Annotated in this window: 15 protein-coding genes; 11 read left to right on the forward strand and 4 right to left on the reverse strand. The window is 61.1% G+C overall.

The window, feature by feature from the left end; translation table 11 throughout:
* Nucleotides 1–120: 120 nt before the first annotated feature.
* Together C4J89_RS12705 and C4J89_RS12710 are read right to left on the reverse strand one after the other, a co-directional pair.
* Nucleotides 121–1,512 (reverse strand): HAMP domain-containing sensor histidine kinase, encoded by a 1,392-nt coding sequence (locus tag C4J89_RS12705; protein ID WP_124414608.1) that lies wholly within the window; start codon nucleotides 1,510–1,512, stop codon nucleotides 121–123.
* The gene (locus C4J89_RS12710) at nucleotides 1,490–2,173 is read right to left on the reverse strand and encodes a response regulator transcription factor (RefSeq protein ID WP_122539638.1); all 684 of its coding nucleotides are present in this window, start codon (nucleotides 2,171–2,173) and stop codon (nucleotides 1,490–1,492) included. The genes C4J89_RS12705 and C4J89_RS12710 overlap by 23 nt, the downstream gene beginning before the upstream one ends.
* A gap of 390 nt (nucleotides 2,174–2,563) precedes the next feature.
* Here C4J89_RS12710 and C4J89_RS12715 point away from each other — a divergent pair, with 390 nt between their 5' ends.
* Nucleotides 2,564–3,469, forward strand: a complete 906-nt coding sequence (locus C4J89_RS12715) for a hypothetical protein (protein WP_124414609.1) — start codon at nucleotides 2,564–2,566, stop codon at nucleotides 3,467–3,469.
* Nucleotides 3,470–3,693: 224 nt separating this feature from the next.
* Here the strand turns inward: C4J89_RS12715 and C4J89_RS12720 are convergent, their stop codons facing one another.
* Both C4J89_RS12720 and C4J89_RS12725 read right to left on the reverse strand, forming a co-directional pair.
* Complete coding sequence (locus C4J89_RS12720; RefSeq protein WP_124362695.1) at nucleotides 3,694–4,602, reverse strand: MurR/RpiR family transcriptional regulator; 909 nt, start codon at nucleotides 4,600–4,602, stop codon at nucleotides 3,694–3,696.
* An 82-nt stretch (nucleotides 4,603–4,684) separates the two neighbouring features.
* Nucleotides 4,685–4,888, reverse strand: a complete 204-nt coding sequence (locus C4J89_RS12725) for a hypothetical protein (protein WP_124414610.1) — start codon at nucleotides 4,886–4,888, stop codon at nucleotides 4,685–4,687.
* On the opposite strand from C4J89_RS12725, the gene iolC reads away from it, so the two are divergent.
* The 10 genes from iolC (at nucleotide 4,887) to C4J89_RS12770 (ending at nucleotide 16,581) form a co-directional block, all read left to right on the forward strand.
* Complete coding sequence (iolC, locus tag C4J89_RS12730; RefSeq protein ID WP_124414611.1) at nucleotides 4,887–6,824, forward strand: 5-dehydro-2-deoxygluconokinase; 1,938 nt, start codon at nucleotides 4,887–4,889, stop codon at nucleotides 6,822–6,824. The genes C4J89_RS12725 and iolC overlap by 2 nt on opposite strands.
* A 171-nt stretch (nucleotides 6,825–6,995) precedes the next feature.
* Nucleotides 6,996–7,883 carry a myo-inosose-2 dehydratase gene (gene iolE / locus C4J89_RS12735; RefSeq protein WP_124414612.1) on the forward strand — a complete coding sequence of 296 codons (888 nt, stop codon included), beginning with the start codon at nucleotides 6,996–6,998 and terminating at the stop codon, nucleotides 7,881–7,883.
* Between the two features lie 2 nt (nucleotides 7,884–7,885).
* The gene (iolB, locus tag C4J89_RS12740; protein ID WP_124370588.1) at nucleotides 7,886–8,674 is read left to right on the forward strand and encodes a 5-deoxy-glucuronate isomerase; all 789 of its coding nucleotides are present in this window, start codon (nucleotides 7,886–7,888) and stop codon (nucleotides 8,672–8,674) included.
* Between the two features lie 26 nt (nucleotides 8,675–8,700).
* Nucleotides 8,701–9,516, forward strand: a complete 816-nt coding sequence (locus tag C4J89_RS12745; RefSeq protein ID WP_124414613.1) for a TIM barrel protein — start codon at nucleotides 8,701–8,703, stop codon at nucleotides 9,514–9,516.
* A gap of 10 nt (nucleotides 9,517–9,526) precedes the next feature.
* Nucleotides 9,527–11,458 (forward strand): 3D-(3,5/4)-trihydroxycyclohexane-1,2-dione acylhydrolase (decyclizing), encoded by a 1,932-nt coding sequence (iolD, locus tag C4J89_RS12750; protein WP_124414614.1) that lies wholly within the window; start codon nucleotides 9,527–9,529, stop codon nucleotides 11,456–11,458.
* A gap of 19 nt (nucleotides 11,459–11,477) precedes the next feature.
* Entirely contained in the window at nucleotides 11,478–12,488 is a 1,011-nt protein-coding gene (locus C4J89_RS12755; protein WP_124414615.1) for a Gfo/Idh/MocA family protein, read from the forward strand.
* 156 nt (nucleotides 12,489–12,644) lie between these two features.
* Nucleotides 12,645–13,673: a Gfo/Idh/MocA family oxidoreductase gene (locus tag C4J89_RS12760; RefSeq protein WP_124404073.1), complete on the forward strand. Its 1,029-nt coding sequence runs from the start codon at nucleotides 12,645–12,647 to the stop codon at nucleotides 13,671–13,673.
* A gap of 128 nt (nucleotides 13,674–13,801) precedes the next feature.
* Nucleotides 13,802–13,978 (forward strand): hypothetical protein, encoded by a 177-nt coding sequence (locus C4J89_RS26920; RefSeq protein WP_163001556.1) that lies wholly within the window; start codon nucleotides 13,802–13,804, stop codon nucleotides 13,976–13,978.
* 48 nt (nucleotides 13,979–14,026) lie between these two features.
* Entirely contained in the window at nucleotides 14,027–14,962 is a 936-nt protein-coding gene (locus C4J89_RS12765; protein ID WP_124362704.1) for a sugar ABC transporter substrate-binding protein, read from the forward strand.
* 65 nt (nucleotides 14,963–15,027) lie between these two features.
* Nucleotides 15,028–16,581, forward strand: coding sequence for a sugar ABC transporter ATP-binding protein (locus tag C4J89_RS12770; RefSeq protein ID WP_124362705.1), 1,554 nt, complete (start codon nucleotides 15,028–15,030; stop codon nucleotides 16,579–16,581).
* The last annotated feature ends 16 nt before the right edge of the window (nucleotides 16,582–16,597 follow it).

Consider the following 16,597-nt stretch of genomic DNA (forward strand, 5'->3'; position numbering starts at 1 on the left):
GGCTAGTGTGGGAGGGGGCTTGCTCCCGATTGCGGTATGTCAGTCAGTTTATCTGTAGCTGACACACCCTCATCGGGAGCAAGCCCCCTCCCACATTTGGATCTGTGTTCATTCAGTTAATTATTCCGGCATCAGTTGCTGACGGCATTCCAGCACAAGCCGTGCGCCGCCCAGTTCGCTGGTGCCGACTTCCAGCTTGAAACCGTGCAGGTTGATGATCGCCGCGACAATCGACAGGCCCAGGCCGAAACCGCCTTGCTGATCACTTTCATCGACCCGGTAAAAGCGCTGGAACACCGAAGCGCGTTCGGCGGCCGGAATGCCCGGCCCGGAGTCGAGGACGTCGATCCGCGTGCTGCCCAGGTCATTGACCGCGCGCAGGATTACCTTGCCTTGGGGCGGGGTGAACTTGATCGAATTGCTCAGCAGGTTGGCCAGGGCCTCGAACAACAGGGCGCGGTCGCCGGTAATCCAGGGCAGTGAGTCCGGGGTCTGCAGCACCAGTTCCAACTCACCTTCTTCTGCCAGGGGCAGGTAGAAGTCGTGCAGTTCGCGTAACAGCGGCAGCGGGTCCATCAGCAAAAAGCCTGAACGACGCTGGTGGTCTTCCAGTTCGGAAATGCGCAGTAATCCACGAAAACGCGCCATCAGCGTGTCGGTTTCGGCAATCGCGTCATCGAGTTTCACCGCATGGGCCGAGTCTTCCTCCGCTTGCTGCTTGATGCGGTATAGCTGCGCGCGCAGGCGCGTCAGCGGGGTGCGCAAATCGTGGGCGATGTTGTCGCACACGCCCTTGACCTCGTTCATCAGCTTTTCGATGCGGTCGAGCATGGCGTTGACGATGGCCGCGAGCATGTCCAGCTCGTCGCGCCGGTCGGAGAGCGGCAGGCGGTGCGTCAAGTCGCCGGCGACGATGGCTTCGGCGCTGGCCTGGATCCCGCGAATGCGGCGCAGCGGACGCCGGCGCAGCAGGTGCCAGCCGGCGGCGCCGGGGATGATGGTCAATGACACGGCCCACAGCAGGGCATGCCAGATGATCCGGGTCACCCCGAACAACGAACCGTTGGCGCGCACCAGCACCAGCCAACGGCCGTCTTCGGTGTGGGTGGCCACGGCGTCGCAGCTGTCCTTGGGCAGTTTCGGGTCATCGGAGTCGACGCAGTTGGCCAGGGCGTGGATCTTGCCATCCAGGGGCAGGTCGGGCGGTACTGCGCGGATCGGCCCGCTCAAGGGACAAAACTGCTCGTCGAACAGGCCATAGGCATCCACGCCCTTCATGTCGAAAGTCATGCTGGTGGTCAGTGCGTCGACCAGTTCTTCCCCGTCGAAATGCTGGAACAAATGCTGGCGCTGCATCAGCGAATGGCGCGACAGGTCACTGAGATACCCCGACACCTCGTAATACAGCACCCCCATGAGGATGCAGCTCCACGCCACGAACAGCGAACTGTACAGCGCCAGCAAGCGGCTGCTGGAAGAGCGCCAGCCCTTAGAGGGGTTCAGCAATGACATAGCCCGAGCCTCGTACCGTGCGGATCAGCGGCGGCAGGCCCGGTGGGTCGATTTTTTTGCGCAGGCGACCGATATGCACATCGATCAGGTTGGTGCCGGGGTCGAAGTGATAGCCCCAGACTTCCTCGAAGATCATCATCCGCGACAGGATCTGCCCGGTGTTGCGCATCAGAAATTCCAGCAACTTGTACTCGGTGGGCAGCAGGCTCAGCGGCTGCTCGGCGCGGCTGGCTTCGCGGCTGATCAGGTTCAATTCGAGGTCGGCCACGCGCAGCGCGGTTTCGAATTCCTTGACCGTGCTTTTACGCCGCAGCAGTACCTCGACGCGGGCGGCCATTTCATCGGACGCAAAGGGCTTGGTCAGGTAGTCATCGCCGCCGGCGCGCAGGCCGCGCACGCGTTCGTCGACATCGGAGAGGGCGCTGATCATCAGGATCGGCGTCGACACCCCGATGGTGCGCAGGGTGGTGACGATGGCCAGGCCATCCAGTTCGGGCAACATGCGGTCGAGGGTGATCAGATCGTAATCACCACTCACGGCACGGACCAGGCCTTCGCGGCCATTGTCCACCCAGTCTACGTCCAGTCCATGGCTACTCAGCTCGGCGACGATCTCGCGGGCCGTTACGGCGTCATCCTCGATGGTCAAAATGCGGGTCATAGGATTACCTGGTGAGCGTTCACACTAGAAGTGCGGACATTTTGCCAAGAAGTTGCTGAATGTTTCCTAAATAAAACTTCATCTACGCGAAACCGGTACTTCCAAGCCTTGCCCAATTCAGTGTGGGAGGGGGCTTGCTCCCGATAGCGGTGGGTCATTCTGTCAATGCTTAACTGATACACCGCTATCGGGAGCAAGCCCCTTCCCACAGGGAATGCATAACGCCCGCTCTCTATCGGCAATTCTTGCAACTTGCATGACTTTAGGAAGTTCAATTTAGTTAACTTGCTGAAATATAAGGATTTTATTTTTTGTTTACGCTGGCACGCTGCCTGCACTGTCCTTTTTGAGACTTGTAACACTATTTTTCATGCCTGGAGCAAAACAACAATGATCACATCCTCATCCACGCTGCAAGAGTCGAGCGCGCTCTCCGGGGTTTCCTGGGGGGCGATTTTTGCTGGTGCCGCTGCGGCGGCTGCGCTGTCCCTGATCCTGGTGCTGCTGGGCTTCGGCCTGGGCTTTTCGGCGGTATCGCCGTGGGCCGACAGCGGCATGAGCGCCAGGGGGCTTGGCATTTCCACGATTGTCTGGCTGGCTTTCACCCAAATCGTCGCGTCGGGCCTGGGCGGTTACATTGCCGGCCGGTTGCGCGTGAAGTGGGCCAACATGCATGGCGATGAAGTGTACTTTCGCGACACCGCCCATGGTTTCCTGGCCTGGGCAGTTGCGACGCTGATTACCGCGATGCTGGTGGTCGGTTCGGTCAGCAGTGTGGTCAGTGGCGGCGTGAAAGCCGGTGCCAGTGTTGCCTCGGGTGCCGCCAGCAGCATGACTCAAGCCGCCGGCAACGCAGCAAAAGGCGCGCACAGCGGTGATTTCGGCTACTACGTCGACAGCCTGTTCCGCGACGATCGCCCTGCAGCTGTCAGCGATGACGCCGCACATGCCGTGGTCGGTCGCATCTTCGCTCGCACCCTGAGCAATGATGGCCAACTGGCGCCGGAAGACCGTACCTACCTGGCCCAGTTGATCAGCCAGCGCACCAACCTCAGCCAGGCCGATGCCGAAGCGCGTATCGACAAAGTGTATGGCGATGCCCGCAAAGCCATCGAAGATGCCAAGGTCAAAGCCAAGCAAGCCGCTGATACAGCCGCCAAAGTGGCTGCCTACACGTCGCTGTGGACCTTCGTTGCCCTGCTGATCGGCGCGTTCTTCGCCAGCTTCGCCGCCACCTTCGGCGGTCGCCGCCGCGATGCTGTGGTGTACGTCGAAACCGAAACCTACGTTCGTTAATTCAAGGAGAACATGATGCGCTCATTACTGCTGTGGTTCCTCGGCATTCCAATTCCGTTGATCATCCTGATCGCAATTTTCATGCACTAAACCCGAGCAGTACTCGGTCCCATGTGGGAGGGGGCTTGCTCCCGATGGCGGTGGAACAGTCGATGCTGCAAGCGACTGACACACCTCCATCGGGAGCAAGCCCCCTCCCACATTTGGTTTGCGGTGAGCCCGCTTCAGTCGTCGAACCCTACCTGCTCGTGAATCTCATCCACCTTCAGTTCCAAGCGATACGCCACCGCAATGAACAATGCCTGGCACAGGCACAACGTCGCGCTCAAAGAGCGGAAGGCGAACGATGAACCTTCATTGACCAACAACACTGCATTTGCCCGCTTGGCCAGGGGCGACAGGTTGCTGTCGGTGATGATCAGCGTTTTGGCCTGGTGATGCTGGGCGATGCGCAGGCAGTGTTGGGTCTCTTTGCCGTAGGGCGTGAAGCTGATGGCGATCACCAGGTCATTGGCGCGCACGCTGCGCATCTGTTCGCGGTAACTGCCGCCCAGGCCCGAGATCAGGTGGATGCGCTTGTTGGTGTGCTGCAGGTTGTAGACCAGGTAATCGGCCACCGCGAATGAGCGGCGCACACCGACCACATAGATATTGTCGGCATTGACCACCAGGTCCACGGCCTTGTCGAAGGCCACGTCGTCGAGCTCCATCCCCAGGCGCTCGATGCCCGACAGCGTCGCGTTGACGCATTCACGCGCCAGGTCGCCGCCGCTGGCCTTCTGCGACTTGTTGGCGATCATGCTGCGGATGCGTTGCTGGTAGTTCTGCACCGGCGTGGTCTTGTGGGTGTACGCCTCGCGAAACAGCGCCTGCATCTCACTGAACCCGCTGAAACCAAACCGCTGGGAGAAGCGCACGATGGCCGACGGATGCACTTCGCATTCACGGGCGATGTCGCTGATACGGTCGACCATGATCCGGTCGCTCTGCTGGCTCATGTAGCTGGCGATGCGCTTGAGTTGGCGCGGCAGGCTTTCGTATTCGTCGGTGATCAGCTGCAACAGGCGTTCGGCATTGATCGGAGGGCTGGCGATCGTATCTTCCAGGTGGGTCTCGGGATCGGTGCGGGACATGGGCAATCCTTCTGGCGTGTTCGTCTGGTGCGCTGATGGGTGGCGCAAGTCTACAGGGTAGGCGCAAAAAAATACCTCGGCATCACGGCCCGCCTGGGCTGCTGAAACGATGCACGACGGCTGCCGCAGCATTATGCTGACGTATTGGAAAAAATATTCCACTAAAAATAATTATGGAATAAATATTGATTGCGGCCGCCGGACGTTCTAGTCTGCTCCCACCAAGAGCGTTTGCCGTCGCCACGGCGGCACAACGCAGGCTGATAAAAATAAAAGGAGCCAGCATGGGCCAGACTCGTTTTGCCAGTGGGCGTCAATTGGATCTGATTTGCCTCGGACGCCTGGGCGTCGACCTCTATGCGCAGCAAGTGGGGGCGCGGCTTGAGGACGTGTCCAGTTTCGCCAAGTACCTCGGCGGTTCCTCCGCCAATATCGCCTTCGGCACGGCACGGCTGGGGCTCAAGTCGGCCATGCTCAGCCGCGTGGGCGACGACCACATGGGCCGCTTCCTCCTGGAATCCCTGGCCCGTGAAGGCTGCGACGTCAGCGCGGTCAAAGTCGACCCGGAACGCCTCACCGCCCTGGTGCTGCTTGGCCTCAAGGACCGTGAAACCTTCCCCTTGGTGTTCTACCGCGAAAACTGCGCCGACATGGCCCTGCGCGCCGAAGACATCAGCGAAGCCTTCATTGCCTCCAGCAAGGCGCTGCTGATCACCGGCACGCATTTCTCTACCGATGGCGTGTACAAGGCCAGCATTCAGGCGCTGGATTACGCGGCCCGGCACAACGTCAAGCGCGTGCTCGACATCGATTACCGCCCGGTATTGTGGGGCTTGGCCGGCAAGGCTGATGGCGAGACCCGTTTCGTCGCCGACCAGCAGGTCAGCGAGCATGTACAGAAGATCCTGCCGCGCTTCGACCTGATCGTCGGCACCGAAGAAGAATTCCTGATCGCCGGCGGCAGTCAAGACTTGCTCACCGCACTGCGCAAAGTGCGTGAACTGACGTCCGCGACCCTGGTGGTCAAGCTCGGCCCACAGGGCTGCACGGTGATCCATGGCGCTATCCCGGAGCGCCTGGAGGACGGGGCGATCTACCCCGGCGTGCGCGTGGAAGTGCTCAATGTGTTGGGCGCCGGCGATGCGTTTATGTCGGGCTTCCTCAGTGGGTGGCTCAACGACGCAACCGATGAGCGTTGCAGCCAGTTGGCCAATGCCTGCGGCGGCCTGGTGGTGTCGCGCCACGCCTGCGCGCCAGCCATGCCCACACCTGTCGAGTTGGAATACCTGTTCAACAGCCCGGTGCCAATTACCCGGCCGGACCAGGACGCGACCCTGCAACGCCTGCATCGCGTCAGTGTGCCGCGCAAAACCTGGAAGCAACTGTTCGTGTTCGCCTTCGACCACCGCTGGCAGCTGGTGGATCTGGCTCAACGCGGCGGCCAGGATCTGGCGCGCATCAGTGATGCCAAGCAACTGTTTATTCAGGCCATCGAACGCGTCGAGAAAAAACTGGCTGATCAGGGCATTGAAGCCGACGTCGGCCTGCTCGCCGACCAGCGCTTCGGCCAGGACGCGCTCAATGCGGCCAGCGGCCGGGGCTGGTGGATCGCCCGCCCGGTGGAAGTGCAGAACTCGCGGCCCTTGGCGTTCGAGCATGGCCGCTCCATCGGCAGCAACCTGATCGCCTGGCCTCAGGAACAGATCATCAAGTGCCTGGTGCAATTTCATCCCGACGACGCGCCGCTGCTGCGCCTGGAACAGGAAGCGCAGCTCAAGGCGGTGTACGAGGCGTCGATTGTCAGCGGGCATGAACTGCTGCTGGAGGTCATCCCGCCCAAGGATCACCCCTCGACCTATCCCGACGTGCTCTACCGCAGCCTCAAGCGCCTGTACAACCTGGGCATCTACCCGGCGTGGTGGAAGATCGAGGCGCAATCGGCCGAGGACTGGAAAAAGCTCGATGAACTGATCGAAGAACGTGACCCGTACTGCCGGGGTGTGGTGCTGTTGGGCCTGAACGCCTCGGCCGAATGCCTCGCCGAAGGCTTCCGGCAAGCCAGCCGCAGCACGACCTGCCGAGGGTTTGCCGTGGGCCGCACGATCTTCCAGGAACCGAGCCGCGCGTGGATGGCGGGGGAGATCGATGATGAAGTCCTGATTCAGCAGGTACAGGCTACCTTCGAACAGCTCATCAACGCTTGGCGCAGCGCCCGAAGCTGATCACAGTTCCAAATATGCAATGCAATTCCGATGTGGGAGGGGGCTTGCTCCCGATAGCGATAGTTCAGTTACAGGAGTGTTGCCTGACACACCGCTATCGGGAGCAAGCCCCCTCCCACATAAAGCAGAAGCAGATCTCAGTGATACCTGAAAACAATAAAAGGTGCAGCCATGCCCGCAATCCGAATTGGCATCAACCCGATCTCCTGGAGCAACGACGACCTGCCGGCCCTCGGCGGTGAAACGCCGCTGAGCACCGCCTTGAGCGAAGGCAAGGAAATCGGCTACGAAGGTTTTGAACTCAACGGCAAATTCCCCAAGGACGCCAAAGGTGTCGGCGACGTACTGCGTCCCTACGACCTGGCGCTGGTGTCCGGCTGGTATTCCAGCCGCCTGGCGCGGCGTTCGGTGGCTGAAGAAATCGAGGCCATCGCCGGCCACGTCGAGTTGCTCAAACAGAACGGCGCGAGCGTATTGGTGTATGGCGAAGTGGCTGATTCGATCCAGGGCTCGCGCATCCGTTTGATCGAACGCCCGCGTTTTCACGGTGAACAGGCGTGGCAGGCCTACGCCGACAAACTCACAGAACTGGCGCGGTTCACCCTGTCCCAGGGCGTGCGCCTGGCTTACCACCACCATATGGGCGCCTATGTCGAATCGCCCGAGGATATCGATCAGTTGATGGCACGCACCGGCCCGGAAGTCGGCCTGCTGTTCGATTCGGGCCACTGTTACATGGGCGGCGGCGAACCCCTTGAGGTGCTGCGCAAACACATCGCGCGCATCTGCCATGTGCATTTCAAGGACGTGCGCAAACCCGTGGTGCAACTGGCGCGCAACCAGATGTGGAGCTTTCCCGACTGCATCGTCAACGGCACCTTCACCGTCCCCGGCGATGGCGATATTAACTTTGCCGAATTGCTCGATGTGCTGCTGGCCGCCAACTACGCGGGCTGGCTGGTGGTCGAGGCCGAGCAGGACCCGGCCGTGGCGCCCAGCTACATCTATGCAAAAAAGGGCTATGACACCTTGCGTGCGCTGCTCAACGAGAGGACTTAACCATGAGCTTGCTGGTCAAGAGCAATAAACGTGGGCAAACCATGGTCGCCCTGGAAGCCGGGCGCCTGGAGTATGTGGGTTTTAGCGCTTATCGCCTGAGCCTGGGCGAAACCCTGCCGGTCAGCGCCGGTGATAAAGAGCTGTGCCTGGTGCTGCTCAGCGGCCGGGTGAATATCGAAGGCGAGGGCTTCGACTGGCAGAACCTGGGGGATCGTCAATCGGTATTTGAAGACAAATCCCCGTTCGCCGCCTACCTGCCGCCGGGCACTCAGGCCCAGGTCAGCGCCTTGAGTGACGTGCAGATCGCAGTCTGCGCCGCGCCCGGTGCGAGCGGTTACACCCCGCGCCTGATCCGCCCGGAGCAGTGCAAGCGCAGCGTGCGTGGCAAGGGCGCCAACACCCGCTACGTGTGCGACATCCTGCCCGACAGCGAGCCGGCGCATTCGCTGCTGGTGGTGGAAGTGCGCACGCCGTCCGGGCATTCGTCGAGCTACCCGCCGCACAAGCACGACCTTGATGACCTGCCGCACCAGAGCTTTCTGGAAGAAACCTACTACCACCAGGTCAACCCGCCCCAGGGCTTCGTGTTCCAGCGGGTCTACACCGACGATCGCAGCATCGACCAGGCCATGGCCGTGGAAAACAGTGACCTGGTGGTGGTGCCCAAGGGCTATCACCCGGTCAGCGTGCCGTACGGCTACGAGTCGTATTATCTGAACGTGATGGCCGGCCCCAAGCGCGCCTGGCACTTCCATAACGACCCGCAGCACAGTTGGCTGCTGGACCTCTGAACGGTTTTGCATGGAGAACAACAACAATGAAGTCGCCGTTACGTTTTGCCCTTAACCGCATGGTCGCGCCCAACCTGTCCCTGCCGGATTTCATCCAGTTGGCCGTGGCCTTGAAGTGCGACGCCATCGAGATCCGCAATGACCTCAAGGACCGCCAGATCGAATACGGCGCCCCGGCCAGCCGCGTGCGCCAATTGTGCGCGGCCCAGGGCATCAAGGTGCTGTCGATCAACGCCTTGTACCCCTTTGATGTGTGGAATGACCAGCGCCGTGCCCAAGCGATCGAGCTGGCCACCTATGCCCGGGAATGTGGCGCGCAAGGCCTGGTGATGTGCCCGTTCAACGAGCCGGGCGACACCCGCAACGAAGCCCAGCGCGCCGCCGGTTTGCGCACGGCGCTAAGCGAGTTGGCGCCGATCCTGCGCGAGCACGGGATTCTCGGTTTTATCGAACCGCTGGGCTTCGAAGAATGCGCCATGCGCCGCAAGCGCGTGGCGGTGGACGCGATCCAGTCCATCGGCGGCCTGGATGTGTTCCGCCTGGTGCACGACACCTTCCATCATCACTTGGCCGGCGAGCACGAGTTCTTCCCTGAGCTGACCGGGCTGGTGCACATCTCCGGCGTGGAAGATGCGGAGGCGCCGCTCAATTCGATCCGCGACGGCCACCGCGTGCTGGTGGGCGAGGGCGACATCCTCGGTAACGCTGCGCAGATCGACACCTTGCTCAGCACTGGCTACAGCGGCTACCTGTCGTTCGAGCCGTTTGCCACTAGCGTGCATGAGTTGGCGGATATCCAGCAGGCCTTGGGGGCAAGCATCGCCCACCTACAAAAACGTTAAGGGGCGCGACATGACCACAACCCGACTGACTATGGCCCAGGCCCTGGTGAAGTTCCTGGATAACCAATACATCGAAGTCGATGGCGTGCAGAGCAAATTCGTCGCCGGCGTGTTCACGATATTCGGCCACGGCAATGTGCTGGGCCTGGGCCAGGCGCTGGAGCAGGACAGCGGCGACCTGGTGGTGCATCAGGGCCGTAACGAGCAGGGCATGGCCCACGCTGCCATCGGTTTCGCCAAGCAGCACCTGCGGCGCAAGATCTACGCGTGTACCGCATCGGTCGGGCCCGGCGCGGCAAATATGCTCACCGCTGCGGCGACCGCGACGGCCAACCGTATTCCGTTGCTGCTGTTGCCGGGCGATGTCTATGCCAGCCGTCAACCGGACCCGGTGCTGCAACAGGTCGAACAGTTCCTCGACTTGAGCATCAGTACCAACGATGCATTCCGTTCGGTGAGTAAATACTGGGACCGCATCAACCGTCCCGAGCAACTGATGACGGCGGCGATTCATGCGATGCGCGTGCTCACCGACCCCGCCGACACCGGCGCGGTGACCTTGGCGCTGCCTCAGGACGTGCAGGCTGAAGCCTGGGACTATCCCGACTGTTTCCTGCAAAAGCGCGTGCACCGTATTGAGCGTCGCCCAGCCACCGCCGCGATGCTTGGCGATGCGCTGGCGGCCTTCAGCGGCAAGCGCAAACCGTTGATCATCTGCGGTGGCGGGGTTAAATACTCCGGCGCGAATGCCGCGTTGCAGGCCTTCGCCGAGCGCTTCGATATTCCCTTCGCCGAAACCCAGGCGGGCAAGAGCGCGGTGGTTTCAAGCCACCCGCTGAACGTTGGCGGCATTGGTGAGACCGGCTGCCTGGCGGCCAACCTGCTGGCACCCGAGGCGGATCTGATCATCGGCATCGGCACCCGTTATACCGACTTCACCACGTCGTCCAAATCCCTGTTCAAGCACGCCGAGGTAAAGTTTCTCAACCTCAATATTTGCCCCGGCGATGCGTTGAAACTCGACGGCGTGCAAGTGCTGGCCGACGCCAAGGTTGCCCTCGAAGCGTTGGCCGATGCCCTCGGTGATTACCGTTCCGGCTGGGGCGAGCAGATTGCTGATGCCAAGGCGCAGTTGGATGCCGAAGTGGACCGCGTGCATCAGGTCGAATACCACGGTGATGACTTCGTGCCGGAAGTCGACGACCACCTGGACCGCGCGGTACTGCGCGAATTCATCGAGCTGACCGGCTCATGCCTGACCCAAAGCCGAGTGCTTGGCGTGCTCAACGCGACGCTCGCCGATGACGCAATCATCGTCGCCGCCGCCGGCAGCCTGCCCGGCGATCTGCAGCGCGCCTGGCGCAGCAAGGGCGTCAACACCTACCACGTCGAGTACGGCTATTCGTGCATGGGCTACGAGATCAACGCCGCCCTAGGTGTGAAGCTGGCCGAGCCGAGCAAAGAGGTGTACGCGCTGGTCGGCGATGGCTCCTACATGATGCTGCATTCAGAGTTGGCCACCTCGATTCAGGAGCGGCGCAAGATCAACGTGGTGCTGCTCGACAACATGGCCTTCGGTTGCATCAACAACCTGCAGATCGGCAACGGCATGGACAGCTTTGGCACCGAGTTCCGCTATCGCAACCCCGAGAGCGGCAAGCTCGACGGCGGCCTGGTGCCGGTGGATTTCGCCATGAGCGCGGCGGCTTACGGCTGCAAGACCTACAAGGTCAGCAGCGTGGAACAGCTTGAAGCGGCTCTGGCCGATGCGCGTACTCAAACCGTGTCGACCCTGATCGATATCAAGGTACTGCCCAAGACCATGGTCCATGGCTACCTGTCGTGGTGGCGGGTGGGCGTGGCGCAGGTGTCCACCAGCGAACGCACCAACGCCGCCGCGAAAAAACTCAATGAACACCTGGCCAAGGCCCGGCAGTACTAATAACAAGAGGAGTGTTTGTATGTCGTTGAAGCTTGGAGTGATCGGTACCGGTGCCATCGGCCGTGACCATATTCGTCGTTGCAGCCAGACCCTGCTCAATAGCCAGGTGGTGGCGGTCACCGATATCAACCTGGAACAGGCGGCTAAGGTGGTGGCCGAGTTGAAGCTGGACGCCGAGGTATACCCGGATGGTCACGCGCTGATCAACTCGCCGCAGGTGCAAGCCATACTGGTGACCTCGTGGGGGCCGAGCCACGAGGAGTTCGTGCTCGCCGCCATCGCTGCGGGTAAACCGGTGTTCTGCGAGAAACCCCTGGCCGTGACCGCCGAAGGCTGCCGCAGGATCGTCGAGGCCGAAGTGGCGCACGGTAAACGCCTGGTGCAAGTCGGGTTCATGCGCCCCTACGACGAAGGCTATCGCGCCTTGAAAGCCGTGATCGACAGCGGCCAGATCGGCGAGCCGCTGATGCTGCACTGCGCGCATCGCAACCCGACGGTGGGCGAAAACTACAAGACCGACATGGCGATTACCGACACCCTGATTCACGAACTGGATGTACTGCGTTGGCTGCTCAACGACGACTACGTCTCGGTGCAGGTCGTGTTCCCGCGCAAGACCAGCAAAGCCCTGGCCCATCTGCGCGACCCGCAGATCGTGCTGCTGGAAACCGCCAAGGGCACGCGCATCGACGTCGAAGTGTTCGTCAACTGCCAATACGGCTACGACATTCAGTGCGAAGTGGTGGGGGAGAGCGGCATCGCCAAATTGCCCGAGCCTTCCCAGGTGCAACTGCGCAGCGAGGCCAAGCTGTCGAATGCGATTCTGATGGATTGGAAAGACCGGTTTATCGGCGCCTATGACGTGGAATTGCAGGCGTTCATTGACAGTGTGCGGGCCGGGCAAGTGGGCGGGCCGTCGGCGTGGGATGGCTATGCGGCAGCGGTGGCGGCGGATGCGTGTATTGAAGCGCAGGGCAGTGGGCAGATTGTCAAGGTCAGCCTGCCAAACCGACCACACTTCTACGGCTGATCACAATTTCACAGGTGCAACTGGGTCAATGTGGGAGGGGGCTTGCTCCCGATGGCGGTGTATCAGGTACAGATTTATTGACTGATACTCCGCTATCGGGAGCAAGCCCCCTCCCACATTTTGATTGGGTTAGCACTTCAAGTAAGGGGTGAATTTATGCGAATCGGACTGGTCGGCTATGGCCATGGAGGGCGCTTTTTTCATGCGCCACTGATTGCAACATTGCCGGGCGCCACGTTTGTGGGGGTGGTGACCCGTTCACCCGAGCGGCGCCAGCAATTGAATACCGATCTGCCAGGGGTAAAGGCCTTCGACAGCATCGGCCAGATCGTCGAAGCCGGCGTCGATGCCCTGGTCATCTCCACCACCCTCAAGGGCCGCCCGGCGCTGGTGCTGGAAGCCATCGAACACGGCGTGGCGGTGGTCAGCGACAAGCCCTTCGCCGCCAACGCCGAGCAGGCCCAGGCCTTGATCACCGCCGCTGAACGTCAAGGCACGCTGCTCAGCGTCTATCAGAACCGACGTTGGGATTCGGATTACCTGACCCTGCGCAAACTCATCGATGCCGGTGCCTTGGGTGAGATCACCCGGTTCGAGTCCCGTGTCGAACGCTACAGCCCGCAGGCAGTGGGCAATGCCAGCGGCGGAGGCTGGTTGCGCGACCTAGGCAGCCATCTGGTGGATCAGGCCCTGCAATTGTTCGGCCCGGTGGACAAGGTATTCGCTCAATTGCAATTCACCCCTGAGCACCCCAACGTCGATCACGGCTTCTTCGTGTCCCTGACCCACGCCAATGGAGTGGTTTCCCATTTGTGGGGCAACGCCCTGCAGAACTGCCAGGCCCCGCGTTTTCGCGTCAGCGGCACCTTGGGTTGTTACACCGTGGACGGGCTGGATGGCCAGGAAGAAGCATTGATGGCCGGCAAGTCGCCGAAAACCGAAGGCGAGCACTGGGGCGCGGAGGAGCATCGACGCTGGGGCTGGTTCGAACAGGGGCCGGAACGCGAGCGAGTGCCCTCTGAAAAGGGCTGCTGGACCCAGTTCTATCGGCAATTGCAAACGGCGGTGCAAGGCCAGGGCCCATTGCCCGTGGACGCCTATGACGCGCTGGAAACCACCCGTATATTGGACGCTGCACGCCTCAGCGCCGAGCGCCAGCAGGTGGTTTCAACAAAAATAGAATAAAATTCTAAAACAGGTTGATATGGAAATTATTTTCCAATAAAGTCTTTTCCAGGTTGCATAAAGTACGTCTTGGGCTCGACCCCGGCGACTCAACAAAAACAAGATCAAAAACAACCAGGTACCGTCAGATGAAAATCTTCAACGCTGTACTGCGAGTTTTACGCCCTGCCCACACGCCACGCGCACTGCCCCGCGCCCGGCCGTTCTACTTCTCCTTCCTCAATGTGCTGTGCGTCGAAAACCAGGGCGCGCTGGTCTGCTGCATTCCAGGCGCGCCCGTGGTGCGGGTGCCCGCCGAGCGCTGATAAACGCAACGTCCATAAAACCAACAAGAAAGTGGAGACAGACCGTTCATGAAGACCCCGATCCGTTTTACCGCGCTGGCCCTGTCGATGCTGCTCGCCAGTGGCGTCGCCACGGCCGCCGACATCAAGGTGGGCGTGAGCATGTCCGCCTTCGATGACACCTTCCTCACCTACCTGCGCGAAGACATGGACAAGCAAGCCAAGTCCTATCCCAAGGGCGACGGCGTGCAACTGCAGTTCGAAGACGCCCGCGCCGATGTGGTCAAGCAACTGAGCCAGGTCGAGAACTTTATCAGCCAGAAAGTCGACGCCATCATCGTCAACCCGGTGGACACCGCCTCGACAGCCAACATCATCAAGGCTGCCACCGCCGCGAAAATTCCGCTGGTGTTTGTCAACCGCCGTCCCGACCAGAAAGACTTGCCCAAGGACGTGGTCGCGGTGACGTCCGATGACGTTGAAGCCGGCAAGCTGCAGATGCAGTACATCGCCGAAAAACTCGGCGGCAAGGGCAAGATCGTGATCCTGCTCGGCGATCTGGCGAACAACTCCACCACCAACCGCACCAAGGGCGTGAAGGAAGTGTTGGCCAACTACCCGGGCATCAAGATCGAGCAGGAACAGACGGGTACCTGGCTGCGCGACAGGGGCATGACCCTGGTCAACGACTGGCTGACCCAGGGCCGTGAGTTCAATGCCGTACTGGCCAACAACGACGAAATGGCGATCGGCGCGTCCATGGCGCTCAAATCGGCAGGCACCAAACCCGGCACCGTGTTGATCGCCGGGGTTGACGGCACGCCGGACGGCCTCAACGCAATCACCAAGGGAGAGATGGCCGCCTCGGCGTTCCAGGATGCCAAGGGCCAGGCCGTGGGCTCGGTGGAAGCGGCGCGCAAGATGGCCAGGAACGAGCCGGTGGAGCAGAACGTGGTGATCCCGTTCAAGCTCATCACCCCGGACAACGTCAAAGACTTCAAGTAGCCCTGACCTCACAACCCTAAGCCTGCAGGGCGGTCACGGCCGCCCTGCAGATGGAGTACCTTCCTATGCTCGCTCATGCCACTGTCTCGCAGCCGCCGGGTATCCAGCCGCTGGCGCAGGACGAACCCTACCTGCTGGAAATTCTCAACATCAGCAAAGGCTTTCCCGGTGTCGTGGCCCTGGACGATGTGCAGTTGCGGGTGCGCCCCGGCACGGTGCTGGCGCTGATGGGCGAGAACGGTGCGGGCAAGTCGACGCTGATGAAAATCATCGCCGGCATCTATCAGCCCGATGCCGGCGAAATTCGCCTGCGCGGCAAGCCGATTGTGTTTGAAACGCCCCTGGCGGCCCAAAAGGCCGGGATTGCGATGATCCACCAGGAACTCAACCTGATGCCGCACATGAGCATCGCCGAGAATATCTGGATCGGCCGTGAGCAGCTCAACAGCCTGCACATGGTCAACCACCGCGAAATGCACCGCTGTACCGCCGAGTTGCTGGCACGGCTGCGCATCAACCTCGACCCCGAAGAACAGGTCGGCAACCTGAGCATCGCCGAGCGGCAGATGGTCGAGATCGCCAAGGCCGTGTCCTATGACTCCGACATCCTGATCATGGATGAACCGACCTCGGCGATTACCGAGAAGGAAGTCGCCCATCTGTTTTCGATCATTGCCGACCTCAAGTCCCAGGGCAAAGGCATCGTCTACATCACGCATAAAATGAACGAAGTGTTCGCCATCGCCGATGAAGTGGCGGTGTTTCGCGACGGCCAGTACATCGGCTTGCAGCGTGCCGACACGATGAACAGCGACAGCCTGATCTCGATGATGGTCGGCCGTGAGCTGAGCCAGTTGTTCCCGGTACGCGAGACGCCGATCGGCGACTTGTTGCTGTCGGTGCGCAACCTGAGCCTGGACGGTGTGTTCACGGACGTTTCGTTTGACCTGCACGCCGGCGAAATCCTCGGCATCGCCGGCTTGATGGGCTCGGGCCGCACCAACGTGGCGGAAACCATTTTCGGCATCACCCCAAGCAGCAGCGGGCAGATCACCCTCGACGGCAAACCGGTGCGCATCAGCGACCCGCACATGGCCATCGAGAAGGGCTTTGCGCTGTTGACCGAGGACCGCAAGCTCAGCGGCCTGTTCCCGTGCCTGTCGGTGCTGGAGAACATGGAAATGGCGGTGTTGCCGCACTATTCGGGCAACGGTTTCATCCAGCAGAAAGCCCTGCGCGCCTTGTGCGAAGACATGTGCAAGAAGCTGCGAGTGAAAACCCCCTCGCTGGAACAGTGCATCGATACCTTGTCCGGCGGCAACCAGCAGAAGGCGCTCCTGGCGCGCTGGCTGATGACCAACCCGCGACTGTTGATCCTCGATGAGCCGACCCGTGGCATCGATGTGGGCGCCAAGGCCGAGATCTACCGCCTGATCGCCTTCCTCGCCAGCGAGGGCATGGCGGTGATCATGATTTCCTCGGAACTGCCCGAAGTGCTCGGCATGAGCGACCGGGTGATGGTGATGCACGAAGGCGAACTGATGGGCACCCTGGATCGGGCTGAGGCCACCCAGGAAAAAGTCATGCAATTGGCCTCCGGTATGACCGTGGTCCACTGACTCCAGAATAAGAAGG

Origin of the sequence: Pseudomonas sp. R4-35-07 (assembly GCF_003852235.1) — a bacterium.
Taxonomy (GTDB): Bacteria; Pseudomonadota; Gammaproteobacteria; order Pseudomonadales; family Pseudomonadaceae; genus Aquipseudomonas.

What these genes read in the sequence shown, in the direction of transcription:
- C4J89_RS12725 (WP_124414610.1), bottom strand. Translation starts at nt 4,888, where the DNA reads ATGCTGGCTCCTTTTATTTTTATCAGCCTGCGTTGTGCCGCCGTGGCG.
- C4J89_RS12705 (WP_124414608.1), bottom strand. Translation starts at nt 1,512, where the DNA reads ATGTCATTGCTGAACCCCTCTAAGGGCTGGCGCTCTTCCAGCAGCCGC.
- C4J89_RS12745 (WP_124414613.1), top strand. Translation starts at nt 8,701, where the DNA reads ATGAAGTCGCCGTTACGTTTTGCCCTTAACCGCATGGTCGCGCCCAAC.
- C4J89_RS12760 (WP_124404073.1), top strand. Translation starts at nt 12,645, where the DNA reads ATGCGAATCGGACTGGTCGGCTATGGCCATGGAGGGCGCTTTTTTCAT.
- C4J89_RS12720 (WP_124362695.1), bottom strand. Translation starts at nt 4,602, where the DNA reads ATGTCCCGCACCGATCCCGAGACCCACCTGGAAGATACGATCGCCAGC.
- C4J89_RS12755 (WP_124414615.1), top strand. Translation starts at nt 11,478, where the DNA reads ATGTCGTTGAAGCTTGGAGTGATCGGTACCGGTGCCATCGGCCGTGAC.
- iolE (WP_124414612.1), top strand. Translation starts at nt 6,996, where the DNA reads ATGCCCGCAATCCGAATTGGCATCAACCCGATCTCCTGGAGCAACGAC.
- C4J89_RS26920 (WP_163001556.1), top strand. Translation starts at nt 13,802, where the DNA reads ATGAAAATCTTCAACGCTGTACTGCGAGTTTTACGCCCTGCCCACACG.
- iolD (WP_124414614.1), top strand. Translation starts at nt 9,527, where the DNA reads ATGACCACAACCCGACTGACTATGGCCCAGGCCCTGGTGAAGTTCCTG.
- C4J89_RS12710 (WP_122539638.1), bottom strand. Translation starts at nt 2,173, where the DNA reads ATGACCCGCATTTTGACCATCGAGGATGACGCCGTAACGGCCCGCGAG.
- C4J89_RS12715 (WP_124414609.1), top strand. Translation starts at nt 2,564, where the DNA reads ATGATCACATCCTCATCCACGCTGCAAGAGTCGAGCGCGCTCTCCGGG.
- C4J89_RS12770 (WP_124362705.1), top strand. Translation starts at nt 15,028, where the DNA reads ATGCTCGCTCATGCCACTGTCTCGCAGCCGCCGGGTATCCAGCCGCTG.
- iolC (WP_124414611.1), top strand. Translation starts at nt 4,887, where the DNA reads ATGGGCCAGACTCGTTTTGCCAGTGGGCGTCAATTGGATCTGATTTGC.
- iolB (WP_124370588.1), top strand. Translation starts at nt 7,886, where the DNA reads ATGAGCTTGCTGGTCAAGAGCAATAAACGTGGGCAAACCATGGTCGCC.
- C4J89_RS12765 (WP_124362704.1), top strand. Translation starts at nt 14,027, where the DNA reads ATGAAGACCCCGATCCGTTTTACCGCGCTGGCCCTGTCGATGCTGCTC.